13 protein-coding genes are annotated in these 15,284 nt (G+C 60.8%); 8 read left to right on the top strand and 5 right to left on the bottom strand.

Going from position 1 to position 15,284, the window contains the following annotated elements; all coding sequences use genetic code 11:
* Positions 1-16: 16 nt before the first annotated feature.
* On the bottom strand, positions 17-682 hold the full coding sequence (locus BFC21_RS17645; RefSeq protein ID WP_120266405.1) for an FKBP-type peptidyl-prolyl cis-trans isomerase: 666 nt from the start codon (positions 680-682) through the stop codon (positions 17-19).
* 247 nt (positions 683-929) lie between these two features.
* On the opposite strand from BFC21_RS17645, the gene BFC21_RS17640 reads away from it, so the two are divergent.
* Positions 930-1,859, top strand: coding sequence for an AlgP family protein (locus BFC21_RS17640; protein WP_120266404.1), 930 nt, complete (start codon positions 930-932; stop codon positions 1,857-1,859).
* Here BFC21_RS17640 and BFC21_RS17635 read toward each other — a convergent pair.
* Positions 1,856-2,314 carry a TIGR02444 family protein gene (locus BFC21_RS17635; RefSeq protein WP_088378523.1) on the bottom strand — a complete coding sequence of 153 codons (459 nt, stop codon included), beginning with the start codon at positions 2,312-2,314 and terminating at the stop codon, positions 1,856-1,858. The two genes, BFC21_RS17640 and BFC21_RS17635, sit on opposite strands and share 4 nt — an antisense overlap.
* A 50-nt stretch (positions 2,315-2,364) precedes the next feature.
* Here BFC21_RS17635 and BFC21_RS17630 point away from each other — a divergent pair, with 50 nt between their 5' ends.
* From BFC21_RS17630 to BFC21_RS17610, 5 genes are all read left to right on the top strand, one after another.
* The gene (locus tag BFC21_RS17630; RefSeq protein ID WP_088378522.1) at positions 2,365-4,275 is read left to right on the top strand and encodes an ATP-binding cassette domain-containing protein; all 1,911 of its coding nucleotides are present in this window, start codon (positions 2,365-2,367) and stop codon (positions 4,273-4,275) included.
* On the top strand, positions 4,275-4,832 hold the full coding sequence (locus BFC21_RS17625; protein ID WP_088378521.1) for a mechanosensitive ion channel family protein: 558 nt from the start codon (positions 4,275-4,277) through the stop codon (positions 4,830-4,832). The genes BFC21_RS17630 and BFC21_RS17625 overlap by 1 nt, the downstream gene beginning before the upstream one ends.
* A gap of 217 nt (positions 4,833-5,049) precedes the next feature.
* A complete protein-coding gene (locus BFC21_RS17620; RefSeq protein ID WP_016783009.1) occupies positions 5,050-5,682 on the top strand; it encodes a LysE family transporter in 633 nt (210 codons plus the stop codon).
* Between the two features lie 66 nt (positions 5,683-5,748).
* A complete protein-coding gene (locus BFC21_RS17615) occupies positions 5,749-7,647 on the top strand; it encodes a cytochrome c/FTR1 family iron permease (RefSeq protein WP_088378520.1) in 1,899 nt (632 codons plus the stop codon).
* A 136-nt stretch (positions 7,648-7,783) separates the two neighbouring features.
* Complete coding sequence (locus BFC21_RS17610) at positions 7,784-8,236, top strand: YaiI/YqxD family protein (RefSeq protein ID WP_016783011.1); 453 nt, start codon at positions 7,784-7,786, stop codon at positions 8,234-8,236.
* Here BFC21_RS17610 and elbB read toward each other — a convergent pair whose 3' ends face one another.
* Positions 8,237-8,902: an isoprenoid biosynthesis glyoxalase ElbB gene (gene elbB / locus BFC21_RS17605; RefSeq protein ID WP_016783012.1), complete on the bottom strand. Its 666-nt coding sequence runs from the start codon at positions 8,900-8,902 to the stop codon at positions 8,237-8,239.
* A 108-nt stretch (positions 8,903-9,010) separates the two neighbouring features.
* Here elbB and BFC21_RS17600 point away from each other — a divergent pair, with 108 nt between their 5' ends.
* Positions 9,011-10,249: a sterol desaturase family protein gene (locus tag BFC21_RS17600; RefSeq protein ID WP_088378519.1), complete on the top strand. Its 1,239-nt coding sequence runs from the start codon at positions 9,011-9,013 to the stop codon at positions 10,247-10,249.
* Here the strand turns inward: BFC21_RS17600 and BFC21_RS17595 are convergent.
* Entirely contained in the window at positions 10,227-10,847 is a 621-nt protein-coding gene (locus tag BFC21_RS17595; protein WP_016783014.1) for a DedA family protein, read from the bottom strand. The two genes, BFC21_RS17600 and BFC21_RS17595, sit on opposite strands and share 23 nt — an antisense overlap.
* A gap of 446 nt (positions 10,848-11,293) precedes the next feature.
* On the opposite strand from BFC21_RS17595, the gene ppk1 reads away from it, so the two are divergent.
* A complete protein-coding gene (gene ppk1 / locus BFC21_RS17590) occupies positions 11,294-13,531 on the top strand; it encodes a polyphosphate kinase 1 (protein ID WP_083369688.1) in 2,238 nt (745 codons plus the stop codon).
* A 120-nt stretch (positions 13,532-13,651) separates the two neighbouring features.
* On the opposite strand, the gene ppx is transcribed toward ppk1, so the two are convergent.
* Positions 13,652-15,154, bottom strand: a complete 1,503-nt coding sequence (gene ppx, locus BFC21_RS17585; RefSeq protein WP_083369687.1) for an exopolyphosphatase — start codon at positions 15,152-15,154, stop codon at positions 13,652-13,654.
* Between the last annotated feature and the right edge of the window lie 130 nt (positions 15,155-15,284).

Raw genomic sequence — 15,284 nt, 5'->3', positions numbered from 1 at the left:
TTTCGTTTTTGGGCGGTTATTTTCGCGTAGCGAACAGTTCGATCTCAAACACCAGTGGCGTATTGGGTGCAATCAAATCCCCGGCACCCTGGGCGCCGTAGGCTTGGCTGGAAGGTATCGCCAGGCGCCATTTGGCGCCTACTGGCATCTGCACCAAGGCACTGCGCCAGCCGGCGATCACGCTGTCCAGGCGAAACCATTGAGGTTGGCTGCTGTGGTCGAACACGCTGCCATCAGGCAGTAGCCCCACATAGCTTACATACACTGAATCCTGTGGCCCGGGTTTCGCCCCCTTGCCGGGCTTGAGCTCGGTCAGGATGATGCCGTCCGCCAATTCGCGAGCTTGCGGCTGCTGTTTTTCGACCATCAAGAAAACATCTTCAGCGCTAAGGGCCGCATTGATGCCTGGCTGCGCCTGCCCGGGGTCTGACTGAGCCTGATGCAGCGCCAGAATCTGCCCGATGCGTTCATTTGTCAGGGCCAGCGGTTTGCCTTGGTAGGCGGTATTCAGGCCATCGATCAAGGCCTGGATCTGCAGCTCGGGGACTTCCTGGCGCAAGCGTTCACCCAGGCTTGCGCCCATGCTGTAGGCCAGGTCGTGAGCGTCGCCGGGGGTCGAGGGCGGGGCGGCATGGGCCAAGGGCACAAGGCACAACAACGGCAAAAACAAGTAACGCGGCATGGGGGTTCTCCGGCGTGATGTGCGAGCGATTATGCCAGCGCACGAGCGGCGCCGAGGGTTTAATTCGAGGGCCTGGAAGACGTTTGGGCACTCATTGAATTTAGCGGTAGTGGCCGTTAAAGATTGATCCAGCACAAGTTTTTCGACGCCATGCAACGCGCAGCTATCCTTAGTGTCAACATGCTCTAGCGGCGGTAGTTGCAGAGGTCTAGTATGAGCCGCACTCACTTCAGCCAGGAGGTAAACCATGTCGGCCAATAAGAAGCCCGTTAATACGCCGTTGCACTTGCTCCAACAGCTCTCAGGCAGCCTGCTTGAGCATTTGGAAAACGCTTGCTCCCAAGCGTTGGCTGATGCTGAGAAACTGCTCGCCAAGCTTGAAAAACAGCGTGGCAAAGCACAGGAAAAACTGCACAAGTCCCGCGCCAAACTGCAGGACGCCGCCAATGCTGGCAAATCCAAGGCTCAGGCCAAGGCCAAGGCCGGAGTCAAAGAGCTTGAGCAATTGCTCGATTCGCTCAAGGACCGCCAGACCGAAACACGCACTTATATCCTGCAACTCAAGCGCGATGCGCAAGAAAGCCTGAAGCTGGCCCAGGGTATCGGTCGAGTGAAAGAGGCCGTTGGCAAGGCTTTGTCGAGCCGTGATGCCAAGCCTGCAGCCGCGGCAAAAAAACCGGCTGCCAAAGCGGCTGCCAAGGCTCCGGCAAAAGCCGCCGCCAAGCCCGCCACCAAAGTAGCTGCGGCTAAACCTGCAGCCAAACCTGTGGCGGCAAAACCTGCAGCGGCCCGGCCTGCAGCCAAGCCTGCAGCGGCCAGAACGGCTGCGGCCAAACCTGCCGCCAAGCCCGCAGCAGCTAAACCGGTAGCCGCCAAGGCACCGGTCAAGGCAGCGGTAAAAGCGCCTGTCAAAGCCCCGGTAAAAGTCGCGGCAAAACCTGCAGCCAAAACCGCAGCGGCCAAGCCTGCTGCCAAGCCTGCCGCGGCCAAACCTGCCGCCAAGCCCGCAGCCAAGCCTGCCGTAAGAAGGCCCGCTGCCGCAAAACCTGCCGCCAAACCGGCTGCGACACCTGCCAAGCCCGCTGTGGCATCCGCAGCTGCTGCACCGGCTACAGCCCCTGCGCCAACCCCGGCCACCGCAACAAACTCGGCTACGACCCCAGCCAGCGCTTCCTAAGCGCCATTGATTGCGACGCGCAGCGTCTGCAGCGCGTCGCAATCAGGGTGACCGGCATCGCTGGCCATCCTCTGCAGCCAATCGCAAGCGCCTTGCGATTGCTTCCAGCTTTGAGTCACTGACTCCAGGCGTCGCAACAATGTCCGTTCAGCCTCCAGTTCCAATGCCTTGACCTGCACGCGCAACGCCGCCAGCGCATCGTCGTGGGCGGCCGCTCCTCGCCATTGGGTGCGCAGCTGTCGCAAGGGCTGCACCACCTCGCGCTGCCAGGGCCCGGCACAGGCGCTTAACTGCCCCAGGCGCGATTGATCGCAGGCCACGCCACGCGTCTCAAGCCAGGCGGCGCACAGCAGCAGGCACACATCCATACCCCGGCTCTGCAGGTCAAGGCAGGCCTGCTCCACCCCGGGCCGGGCGTAGAGGTTCAAACAGTAATTCCACAGGTCAGTCTGCATAGTGCAATTCGCGCCAGTTGAGAGGGAAGCTGGTAGACTCCGCCGCCATTATGATCCGACTTCAGAACCTGACTTTACAGCGTGGCCCGCAACGTCTGCTAGAAGACGCCGAGCTGACCCTGCACGCCGGCCACAAAGCCGGTCTGGTCGGCGCCAATGGCGCCGGTAAATCCACTTTGTTCGCCTTGCTGCTGGGTGAGTTGACGCCTGATTCCGGGGATTGTCTGCTCCCGGCCGACTGGCGGATCGCCCACATGCGCCAGGAAATCGACACCCTCGACCGCATTGCGATCGACTATGTGCTCGATGGCGACCAGCGCTTGCGCCAGGTGCAGGCCGATCTGGCCAGGGCCGAAGCCGACGAGGACGGTGCCGCACAGGCGCGCCTGCACGCCGAGCTGGACAGCGCCGACGGCTACACCGCCGATGCGCGGGCACGCAAAATGCTCGCCGGGCTGGGCTTTACCAATGAACAAATGGATCGCCCGGTTGCCGATTTCTCCGGTGGCTGGCGGATGCGCCTGAACCTCGCTCAGGCCCTGATGTGCCCGTCGGATCTGTTGTTGCTCGATGAGCCGACCAACCACCTGGACCTCGACGCCATCCTGTGGCTGGAAGACTTCCTCAAGAACTACCCCGGCACCCTGCTGCTGATCTCCCACGACCGGGACTTTCTCGATGCCGTGGTCGACAACATCGCCCACGTCGACCAGCGCAAGATCACCCTCTACCGCGGTGGTTACAGCGCATTCGAACGTGCCCGTGCCGAGCGTCTGGCCCAGCAACAGCAGGCCTACGAGAAGCAGCAGGCGCAACGTGCGCACATGGAAAGCTACATTGCCCGCTTCAAGGCCCAGGCCACCAAGGCCCGTCAGGCGCAAAGCCGGATCAAGGCCCTGGAACGCATGGAAGAACTGAGTGCGGCCCATGTGGACTCGCCGTTCGACTTTGTGTTCCGCGAGGCGGTCAAGCTCTCCAGCCCGTTGCTGGACTTGTCCGATGCGCGTCTGGGCTATGGCGACAAAACCATCCTGGAGAAGGTCAAGCTGCAACTGGTTCCGGGCGCCCGTATCGGCTTGCTCGGCCCTAACGGCGCGGGCAAGTCGACCCTGATCAAAAACCTCGCAGGCGAGCTGGAGCCGCTGTCGGGCCGCCTGGCCCGTGGCGAGAACCTGGTGGTGGGCTACTTTGCCCAGCACCAGCTCGACTCGCTCGACTCCAAGGCCAGCCCGTTGCTGCATATGCAGCGTCTGGCGCCGACCGAGCGTGAACAGACCCTGCGCGACTTTCTCGGTGGTTTCGACTTCCGTGGTGCGCGTATTGACGAGCCGGTACTCAATTTCTCCGGCGGCGAAAAAGCTCGCCTGGCACTGGCGTTGATCGCCTGGGGCCGGCCGAACCTGCTGCTGCTCGACGAACCCACCAACCACCTTGACCTTGAAATGCGCCTGGCGCTGACCATGGCCCTGCAAGAGTTCAGCGGTGCAGTGCTGGTGGTGTCTCACGATCGGCATTTGCTCAAAAGCACCACGGATGAGTTCATGCTGGTCGCCGACGGCAAGGTGCAGGAATTCGACGGCGACCTCGAAGACTACGCCCGCTGGCTGGCCGACTACCGCTTGCGCAACGCGCCGGTGAGCAACACGCCGGTCAACCCTGACAAGACCGATAAAAAGGCTCAGCGTCAGGCCGCGGCGGCGTTGCGTCAGCAACTGGCACCGCACAAGCGCGAAGCCGACAAGCTTGAGAGCGAACTGGGCAAAATCAACGAAAAGCTGGCGAAAATCGAAACCAGCCTGGGCGACAGCGCCGTTTACGAAGCTGCGCGCAAAGATGAGTTGCGTGATCTGCTGGCGGAACAGGCCAAGCTCAAAGTGCTCGAAAGTCAGCTGGAAGAACGCTGGATGGAAGCGCTGGAATTGCTTGAGTCCATGCAAGCAGAACTGGAAGCCCTGTCCTGATGGAAGCCCTGCACTTGCCTGTGCCCGCAGAACTGATCGCCCCCCTGTGGATTGGTGTGCAAATTCTGCTGATCCTGCTGGCGGGTTACTTTTCCCAGCGTGTGGTGGCGCGTTTTCTGACGCGCCTGAGCGAGCGCTACCCGTTTCCGCCGCAACTGATGATGCCGCTGCGCGGGGGCTTGCGCTGGTTCATCATGGGCAGCGCAGTGATCGTTGTGCTGGAGCGCCTGGGTGTTTCGGCCACCGTGTTGTGGACGGCACTGTCGGGCTTTGTGGCGGTGGCGGCGATTGCCTTCTTCGCGATGTGGAGCGTGCTTTCCAACCTGCTCTGCGCGGTGCTGATCTTCACCGTGGGGCCGTTTCGCATCGGCGATGTGGTGGAGTTGCTCGACACGCTGGACAAGCCCGGCGTCAAAGGCCGCGTCGTGGCCATCAACCTGCTGTACACCACCCTGATCGAGCCTGCGGAATCGGGCAGTGGCAGCAGCATGGTACAAGTGCCCAACAGCCTGTTCTTTCAGCGCTCGGTGCGCCGCTGGCGCGAAGGCGACCTGTAGCGGTAACGGTGGAGAGAATACTCCTGAGTGTTGCCAATCCTGTGGGAGCGGGCTTGCTCGCGATGGCATCACCGCAATGCTCCAGATGCACCGCGGCGCCTTTATCGCGAGCAAGCCCGTTCCCACAGAATCAGCCGTCACCTCAAAAAACGGTGGTCAATTTTCAACCAGCGCATTAGCTTAAGGGACTTGTTACAGATCTTGTCCGAGGTGTGCGATGTCGTTGGAAACGTGGTTGGCCTTTTTTGCTGCCTGTTGGGTGATCAGCCTGTCGCCCGGCGCTGGCGCGATTGCCTCGATGTCGTGCGGTCTGCAGTACGGTTTCTGGCGTGGTTACTGGAACGCCCTGGGCCTGCAACTGGGCCTGGCGTTGCAAATCGCCATTGTCGCTGCCGGGGTTGGTGCCATCCTCGCGGCGTCGTCCACCGCTTTCTACGCGATCAAATGGTTTGGCGTCGCCTACCTCATCTACCTTGCGGTCAAGCAGTGGCGCGCGCTGCCAGCAGACCTGAGCGATGACGCGGCCGTACGCCCCATCGGCAAGCCGCTGGCCCTGGTGTTCCGTGGCTTTCTGGTCAATGTCAGCAACCCCAAGGCGCTGGTGTTCATGCTCGCGGTGCTGCCGCAATTCGTAAACCCGGCCGCGCCGCTGGTGTCCCAATACCTGACGCTGGGCGTGACCATGATCTGCGTCGACCTGATCGTCATGGCCGGTTATACCGGGCTGGCGTCCAAGGTCCTGCGCCTGCTGCGTACCCCCAAACAACAGCGGCGGATGAACCGCACCTTTGCCGGCCTGTTTGTCGGCGCAGCGGGTTTTCTGGCGACGTTGCATCGCGCCACCACCTAAAGGCCTTGAGTCGGGATGATGGGAAGTGAACAATATGTTACTTCTCATTTCCATCCGGATTGATCGATGACCTCCCGCTCGCGTTTTTTGGCATGGCTACTGCTGCCCGTGCTTGCGTTGTGCAGCCTTGTTGCTTCTGCCAACACCCCGGAAGGCGCCTCACAAGCGCTGCACCTGATTGACTACATTGGCGCGGACTATCCGCCCACGGTTGAAAACGGCAAGGTCATCGACGAGACCGAATACCGCGAGCAACTCGAATTTTTGGCAGTGCTCAAGGGCCTGATCGCGGACTTGCCGCAACGCCCTGAGCGTGACGAGCTGGTGCAGGGCGTGAATGCCTTGCAAACCGCCATCGAACAGCGCGAAGACGGCGCCGCCGTTGCCCGTGAAGCGCGCCAGCTGGGGGCCAAACTGGCCGTGGCCTACGAGGTCAGCCAGGCGCCCGCCATTACCCCCGATCCTACACGCGGCGCGCCCCTGTACGCCCAGCATTGCTCGGTGTGCCACGGTGAAACCGGCGCCGGTGATGGCCCGGCAAGCGTGGGCATGACGCCACCGCCAGCCAACCTGCGCGATGCCCAGCGCCTGGACCGCCTGAGCCTCTACGCGATCTACAACACCCTTGGCCTGGGCGTTGAAGGCACTGATATGCCGTCGTTTGCCGACCAGCTGGACGAACGCCAGCGTTGGGACCTGGCCACCTATATCGCCGGGCTGAGTGCCGACCCGCAGGCCGCCAAGGCAGACAAAACCTACAACCTGGCAGACCTTGCCCGTCAAACCCCGAATGAAGTGCTGGCGGCTGAAGGCCCCGAGGCGACAGCCACGTTCCGTGCCCAGCGGGCACAACCGCCGCAAGTCAAACGCGGCCCGGCGCAGTTGCTCGACTACACCAGCGCCACCCTGGACAAAAGCCTCGCGGCGTACCGCGCCGGCGACCGTGAACAAGCCTACGACCTGTCGGTAGCAGCGTATCTGGAAGGTTTTGAACTGGTCGAAAGCTCGCTGGATAACGTCGACGCCAACGTGCGCAAAAGCACCGAAAAAGCCCTGATGGCCTATCGGCAATCGTTGCAGGACGGCTTGCCGATCGAGCAGGTCGAGCAGCGTCTGGAGGCTGCCAAAGCCTTGCTGAAAGAGTCGGCCGGGCTGCTGGGCAGCGATGGCCTGAGCTGGACCTTGAGTTACGTCTCGGGCCTGCTGATTTTGTTGCGTGAAGGTCTGGAAGCGATTCTGGTGCTGGCTGCGATCCTGGCTTTCTTGCGCAATACCGGCCAGCAATCGGCGGTGCGCAGCGTCAATATTGGCTGGGGCCTGGCATTGGTGGCGGGGCTCGCGACCTGGGCGCTGGCGGCCTATGTGATTGACGTCAGCGGTGCCCAGCGTGAATTGCTGGAAGGCTGCACGGCCTTGTTCGCCAGCGTCATGGTGCTGTGGCTGGGTGTGTGGATGCACGACCGGCGCCACGCGGCGGCCTGGCAGGACTACATCAAAAGCAGCCTGGTCAGCGGAGGCGGGCGTTTTGGTTTCGCGATCTTGGCGTTCTTCTCGGTGTACCGCGAACTGTTCGAAGTGATCCTGTTTTACGAAACCCTGTGGCTGCAAGCCGGCCCGGCCGGGCACAACGCAGTACTGGCGGGCGGTGCCACGGCGCTGGTGCTGCTGATGGGGCTGGCATGGATCATCCTGCGGGGCTCGGCCAAGTTGCCTTTGGCGCTGTTTTTCAGCATCAATGCCGCGCTGCTGTGCGCCTTGTCGGTGGTATTCGCCGGGCATGGTGTGAAAGCGCTGCAAGAGGCGGGCATCTTCGGCACAAGGCCTGTGGCGTTCTTTGACTTCGACTGGCTGGGCATTCACGCCGATGCGTACTCGCTGACAGCGCAGGCTGTAGCGATTATGGCGATCATCGTGTTGTACAGCCGTAGCAAGCTGGCGGAAAAACGTCGGGTGCAGGCTTCGTAAATCGTTATACACCTCCCCTTTGTGGGAGCGGGCTTGCTCGCGATGCAGGCGGCGCGGTGCATCTGAAGCATCGCGCTAATGCCATCGCGAGCAAGCCCGCTCCCACAGGATCGGCAACCCTCAGGAGCTATTCTTTATGCGTGTCTGGATCGACGCAGATGCATGCCCCAAGGCGGCGAAGGATCAGGTCATCAAGTTTGCCCTCAAGCGCCAGTTTGAAGTAGTGCTGGTGGCAGGGCAGAGCCAGATCAAGCCAACCTATGCGCTGGTCAAACTGATTGTGGTGCCCAGCGGCCCGGATGCGGCGGATGATTATCTGGTGGAACACGCCGTGCCCGGCGAGCTGGTGATTTGCAGCGATGTGCCGCTGGCCGACCGCTTGGTCAAGAAGGGCGTCGCGGCGCTGGATCCGCGGGGCAAGGAGTTTGACCCGCAGAACATGGGCGAGCGCCTGGCGGTGCGCAATCTGTTTACCGATCTGCGCGAACAGGGCCAGGTCAGCGGCGGGCAGGGCGCCTATGGCGAACGTGACAAGCAGGCGTTCGCCAATGCCCTGGACCGGATCCTGACCCGACTGGCGCGGGGCTGATCAACTTTTTTGAGTCAGCTCCAGTACCCGGTCCACCATCTTGTTGATCCCCGACGCCGCTTCGCTGATGGATTGGGCTAGCATGTAGGCCGGGGTGCTGACCAGTTTGCGCGCCTTGTCTTCAACAATTTCCGATACTTCGCACTCCTGGTGAGTGCCGCCCATTTTGCTGACGGCCGCAGCGGTGTCTGCGTCGGTACCGATGGTGCAAATGACGCCCGGGCCATAAATCTTGGCGGCGATGGCGGGTGAGATGCACATCAGGCCTATGGGCTTGCCCGCTTCGGCAAAGGCCTCGGCCAGGTTCAGCACATCCGCCTGGACCGAGCACGCAGCGCCTTCGGTGGCAAAGCTGGAAAGGTTTTTGGCGGCGCCAAACCCGCCCGGAATGATCAGGGCGTCAAAATCCTCGACCCTGGCTTCACGAATGTCCTTGATCTCGCCCCGGGCAATACGCGCTGATTCCACCAGCACGTTGCGGGTCTCGGGCATTGGCTCGCCGGTCAGGTGGTTGATGACGTGCAGTTGCGCAATGTCGGGGGCAAAGCACTGCACTTTGGCGCCGCGCTGATCCAGGCGCAGCAGGGTGATCACGCTTTCGTGGATCTCGGCGCCGTCATAGACACCGCAACCGGAAAGAATCACGGCAACATTTTTTGTGGTCATATCGCTCTCCTTGTACATGGCGTTAATGTCGCCTGATTTGGCGCTTGATGCCATAGGGTTTCGCTGCAAGTGCGCCTACGCTTGATGGAATGCCGCTCGGGGTGTGCCATGAAGCTGATTCTCTATGCAGTGCCGTTTTTCTTTGTGCTGATTGCTGTCGAGCTGCTGGTCGACCGCTGGCGCGGGATGCGCACCTATCGCCTGGCTGACACCATCAGCAGCCTGAGCGCCGGTGTGCTGTCGACCACCACCGGCTTGCTGACCAAAGGCGTGGGGCTGATCACCTACGCGCTGGCGCTGAAACACCTGGCGCTGCTGCAACTGCCCGATGACAGCCTGTGGGTGTGGCTGTTTGCGTTTGTCTTCTATGACTTTTGTTACTACTGGCACCATCGCCTGGGGCATGAGCGCAACGTGCTGTGGGCCGCGCATTCGGTGCATCACCAGAGCGAGGACTACAACCTGTCCACCGCCCTGCGCCAGACCAGCACCGGGTTTGTGTTCGGTTGGGTCTTTTACCTGCCGATGGCAGTGCTGGGGGTGCCGCTGCTGGTATTTGTCACGGTGGCCACCGTCAACCTGCTCTATCAGTTCTGGGTCCATACCCGCCATGTGCCCAAGCTGGGCTGGTTCGAGTGGTGCTTTGTGACACCTTCCAATCATCGCGCTCACCATGCACAGAATGCTCTGTATATGGATCGCAATTACGGTGGCGTGTTCATTATCTGGGACCGTTTGTTTGGCACCTTTCAGGAAGAAGACGATGCCGAGCCGGTGATTTTCGGGGTGACCACACCGCTGCACAGCTGGAACCCGCTGTGGGCCAACTGGCAGTTCTATGGGCAGTTGCTGGCCGATGCGCAGCGCACCGAACGCTGGCGCGACAAACTGCGAATCTGGTTTATGCCCACAGGCTGGCGCCCGGCGGATGTGGCAGCGAAGTACCCGATGAGCAAGCCGGATTTGAGCCGGTTCGAAAAATTCGAAGTGCCTTTGCCGTTTCGCCAGCAGGTGTATCTCGCGTCGCAATTTGCAGTTTATGTGGCGCTGGGCAGTTATTTGCTGAATCTGGGCGAAACCCTGTCGCCCCAGGCGCTGATGCTGGGCTGGGGGTATATGGCGTTGGGGTTGTTTGTGCTGGGGGCGGGCCTGGAGAACCGGCCCTGGGCGTTGAAACTCGAGTGGCTGCGCCTGGCGCTCAACGTGCCACTGGTTTGGCTGGCCCCTGTGGCGGGGCTGTGGCCGGCCAGCGCATTGGGCTGGGTCGGCCTGTTCAGCTACACGGTGTTGAGCGTGATGGGCCTGTACTTGAGCAGAGACCGCATCACTCGGCTGGCGGGTTGCTGACTTCGATACTGCGCTTGTTCTTTTCTTCAAGTGCGGTCTGTCTGGCCAGGCGCGCATTCTTGAAGCGGCGTCTGGCCCACAGGCACAGGCCGATCAACAGCAAGGCACCGAGTACCCACAGCTCATACTTCTTGACGTTGCCCAGCAGGCCTTCGAGCACGGCGCCAAAGTGGTAGGCGGCGGTGGCCAGGGCAATGGCCCAGATCGCGGCGCCAATACCGTTGAGCAGCAAGTAGCGACCCGGCGGGTAACCCGACAGGCCAATGGCCACAGGCATGACGGTGCGCAGGCCGTAGACGAAGCGGAAGCTCAGAACCCAGATATCCGGGTGCCTGCGAATATGCTCCAGTGCCTTGTCGCCCATAAGTTGCCAGCGCGGTTTGCGCGCCAACAGTTTGCGGCCGTGCTTGCGCCCCAGGAAATACCACAGCTGGTCACCGGCATAACTGCCGAGGAACGCCACGATCATGACCAGTTTGAGGTCCATGTATCCGCGGAACGCCAAGAAGCCTGCGAGAACCAGAATGGTCTCACCTTCAAAGAACGTCCCTAGAAACAGGGCGAAGTAGCCAAATTCTTGAAGAAATTGTTGGAGCATTGTCTGGATGCTGGCGAAATGAACGCGCAGCCTACGCCTTAAGGGACGTTCGGGAAAGTATCGAAATGTGTCTTGACGTTAACAATTCCTACAATTGACGTCTATTTGACCTACATCATTGGCGTTGTCATCTAGTGTTCATGACGAGGCGTTATAACCGTGCGCGTGGAGATTATTGCCTCAAACCTATGGGAGCTGGCTTGCCTGCGATGGAGGCTACGCGACCTGGCAGGCAAGCACGGGTGATGCCATCGCGAGCAAGCCCGCTCTCACATGCCGGTGCCTTTGGAAACAATTTTAATAAATCGCCCTCTAACCAAGCTCTGGCCCACATAAAGCGCCTTGGAGCGGTTTAAACCCACAGGCGTTGATGGCATTCTGGCAACTTGACTGCTGGTGTCGCTTAACTGTTACGAGAGTCAAACCCGCTCTTACAGGAACAATCAATGAATACCGAAGGACTTGCAGAAATCGTTGCCACTGAAGCTCAGCCGATTGCCGAGCCAGTTCCAGAAACCCCGCCTGTATCGCAAGAGCCCGCGCCCGCCGTGGCCGAGGCGCACGCGGCGGCGCATCCGGCGATTGTTGTGCCTGGCCTTGATGACAGCAGCTTGTATATTCATCGCGAGCTGTCGCAGTTGCAGTTCAATATTCGCGTGCTGGAACAGGCGCTGGACGAGTCCTACCCGCTGCTTGAGCGCTTGAAGTTTTTGCTGATCTTTTCCAGCAACCTGGATGAGTTCTTCGAAATCCGGGTCGCGGGCCTGAAAAAGCAAATCACCTTTGCCCGTGAACAGGCCGGTGCCGATGGCTTGCAGCCGCACCAGGCGCTGGCCCGCATCAGTGAGCTGGTGCACGGCCATGTCGATCGCCAGTACGCGATCCTCAACGAGATCCTGCTGCCCGAGCTGGAAAAGCATCAGGTGCGCTTTATCCGCCGCCGGCACTGGAACACCAAGATCAAGGCGTGGGTGCGCAAGTTCTTCCGCGACGAAATCGCGCCGATCATCACCCCGATTGGCCTGGACCCGACGCACCCGTTCCCGTTGCTGGTGAACAAGAGCCTGAACTTTATCGTCGAGCTGGAAGGCATCGATGCCTTTGGCCGCGATTCGGGCCTGGCGATCATCCCGGCACCGCGCCTGTTACCGCGTGTGATCAAGCTGCCTGAAGACGTGGGCGGAGCAGGGGACAACTATGTGTTCCTGTCGTCGATGATTCACGCCCACGCCGATGACCTGTTTCAAGGCATGAAGGTGAAGGGCTGCTATCAGTTCCGCCTGACCCGTAACGCCGACCTGGCGGTCGATACCGAAGATGTAGAAGACCTGGCCCGCGCCCTGCGTGGCGAGTTGTTCTCGCGTCGTTACGGCGATGCCGTGCGCCTGGAAGTGGCCGACACCTGCCCTAAACACCTGTCCGACTACCTGCTCAAGCAGTTCAGCCTGCATGAGACCGAGTTGTACCAGGTCAATGGTCCGGTCAACCTGACGCGCCTGTTCAGCATCACCAGCCTCGACAGTCACCCGGAGCTGCAATACACGCCGTTCACCCCGGCTATCCCCAAGCTGTTGCAGAACAGCGAGAACATTTTTAGCGTGGTCAGCAAGCAGGACATCTTGCTGCTGCACCCGTTCGAGTCGTTTACCCCGGTGGTCGACCTGCTGCGCCAGGCGGCCAAGGATCCGCATGTACTGGCCGTGCGCCAGACCCTGTACCGCAGCGGTGCCAACTCCGAGATCGTGGATGCGCTGGTGGATGCCGCGCGTAACGGCAAGGAAGTGACGGCAGTGATCGAGCTGCGTGCGCGTTTTGACGAAGAGTCCAACCTGCAGCTGGCCAGCCGCCTGCAAGCGGCCGGTGCGGTGGTGATCTATGGTGTGGTCGGCTTCAAGACCCACGCCAAGATGATGCTGATTCTGCGCCGTGAGGCGGGCGAGATCGTGCGTTACGCCCACCTGGGCACCGGTAACTACCACGCCGGCAACGCCCGCCTGTACACCGACTACAGCCTGCTGACCTCTGATGATGCGTTGTGCGAAGACGTGGGCAAGCTGTTCAGCCAGTTGATCGGCATGGGTAAAACCCTGCGCATGAAAAAACTGCTGCATGCACCGTTCACGTTGAAGAAGGGCATGCTCGACATGATTGCCCGCGAGACCCAGTTTGCGCTTGAGGGCAAGCCGGCGCATATCATCGCCAAGTTCAACTCGCTGACCGACCCGAAAATCATTCGCGCGCTGTACAAGGCCAGCCAGTCCGGCGTGCGTATCGATCTGGTGGTTCGCGGAATGTGCTGCCTGCGTCCGGGTATTCCGGGGGTTTCGCACAATATCCATGTGCGCTCGATCATTGGCCGCTTCCTGGAGCACACGCGGGTCTTCTACTTCCTCAATGGCGGCGAAGAGCAGATGTTCCTGTCCAGTGCTGACTGGATGGAGCGCAACCTCGATAAGCGCGTTGAAACGTGCTTCCCGGTCGAGGGCAAAAAGCTGATATTGCGGGTCAAGAAAGAGCTGGAGTGCTACCTGACCGACAACACCCACAGCTGGAGCCTGCAGTCGGACGGGCGTTACATCCGTAACACGCCAACCGGCAACCAGAACCCGCGCAGCGCCCAGGCAACCTTGCTGGAGCGTCTGAGCCTGCCCGTCCTGACGGTGAGCACCGGGCCTTCGGTATAACGCGGTAATGACTGTGGGAGCGGGCTTGCCCGCGATTGGTTCGATGCGGTGTTCCTGAAACATCGCACCGTTTGAATCGCGGGCAAGCCCGCTCCCACAAGTGGTTTGAGTGGTGTCCGGTCAGGACACCGTCAGCACGATACCCACCCGGGTCAGCCATTGCGCTTCTTGCTCGAAGTCGGCCTGGGTCAGCGGGTTTTGTTCCAGCCAGCCTTCAGGGAAGATCACGTCAAGGTGATCGCCCTCGGCGCGCAGCTTGACCTGCGAGGCTTCCTGGTTGCCACGGATGTGGTAGAACAGGATCGCAAAGCGCAACAGCACGCACAGGCGAATCAGCTTGATGCCGTCGGCGCCAAATTCGGCGAACTTGTCTTTGGGAATATTGCGACGATGACCGCGCACCAGCAGCGCGAGCATCAGCTGGTCTTCGCGTGAGAAGCCGGCAAGGTCGGAGTGCTCGATCAAATAGGCGCCGTGCTTGTGGTAATGATAGTGGGCAATGTCCAGCCCCACTTCATGCACCTTGGCCGCCCAGCTCAGCAGTTCACGCCAGATGCCGTCCTTGAGGTCCCAGGACTTGGCCACTTGATCAAAGGCACGCAAGGCCTTGCGTTCAACCCGGGCTGCCTGCTCGCGGTCGACGTGGTAGCGGTCCATCAGAGAGCTCAAGGTGCGCTCACGCACGTCTTCATGGTGATGACGGCCCAGCAGGTCGTAGAGCACGCCTTCGCGCAGTGCGCCATCACAGTGGTCCATGCGCTGCAGTTCAAGGGCATCGAACACCGCTTCAAGAATCGCCAGCCCGGCCGGGAAGATGGTGCGACGGTCAGGCTTGATGCCTTCAAAGTCGATCTTGTCCACTTCACCCAGCTTGAACAGTTTGCGCTTGAGCCAGGACAGGCCTTCGGCGTTGACCTCGCCATTGCCATGCCCGCCGGCCTTGAGGGCCAGGCCAATGGCCCGGATGGTGCCCGAGGAGCCGATGGCTTCATCCCAGGTCAGGCGGTGCAGGGCGTGCTCGATGCTCATGATCTCAAGGCGCGCTGCGGTGTAGGCCTGGGCGTAGCGCGCCGGGGTGATCTTGCCGTCACGGAAGTAGCGCTGGGTGAAGCTGACGCAGCCCATCTGCAGGCTTTCGCGCAGCAGCGGTTCAAAGCGCTGGCCAATGATGAATTCGGTACTGCCGCCGCCGATATCGGCCACCAGGCGCTTGCCCGGCGTGTCGGCGAGGGTGTGGGACACACCCAGGTAGATCAGGCGTGCTTCTTCACGACCGGAAATCACTTCAACGGTGTGGCCCAGGATTTCCTCGGCCCGCACGATAAATTCGTTGCGGTTGCGTGCTTCACGCAAGGCGTTGGTACCCACGATGCGCACGGCACCCAGTGGCATACCGTTGATCAGCTGGGCGAAGCGCTTGAGGCAATCGAGCCCGCGCTGCATGGATTCTTCGGTGAGTTTGCGCTCTTCGTCGATGCCGGCAGCTAACTGCACCTTTTCACCAAGACGTTCGAGAATACGGATTTCGCCGTTCTGGGCCTTGGCCACCACCATGTGAAAGCTGTTAGAACCCAGATCAATGGCGGCGATCAGGGACGGATTCCTTGCTTGGGATTGGGGCATGGTTGAGGGGTCTCGGTCGATAACCTGATCATCGTGCCACGATCAAAGGCTCGCGCCAACGCGCGATGTCAGATGCATTGATATGGAGCACGAAAGCAATGACGTTAGCTGTTATCCCTCAACCCGGCTT

It is taken from the genome of Pseudomonas sp. TMW 2.1634, assembly GCF_001703595.1.
Taxonomy (GTDB): Bacteria; Pseudomonadota; Gammaproteobacteria; order Pseudomonadales; family Pseudomonadaceae; genus Aquipseudomonas; species Aquipseudomonas fragi.
Note: the sequence above shows the minus strand (reverse complement) of the source record. Positions and strands in the feature narration are given on the sequence as shown.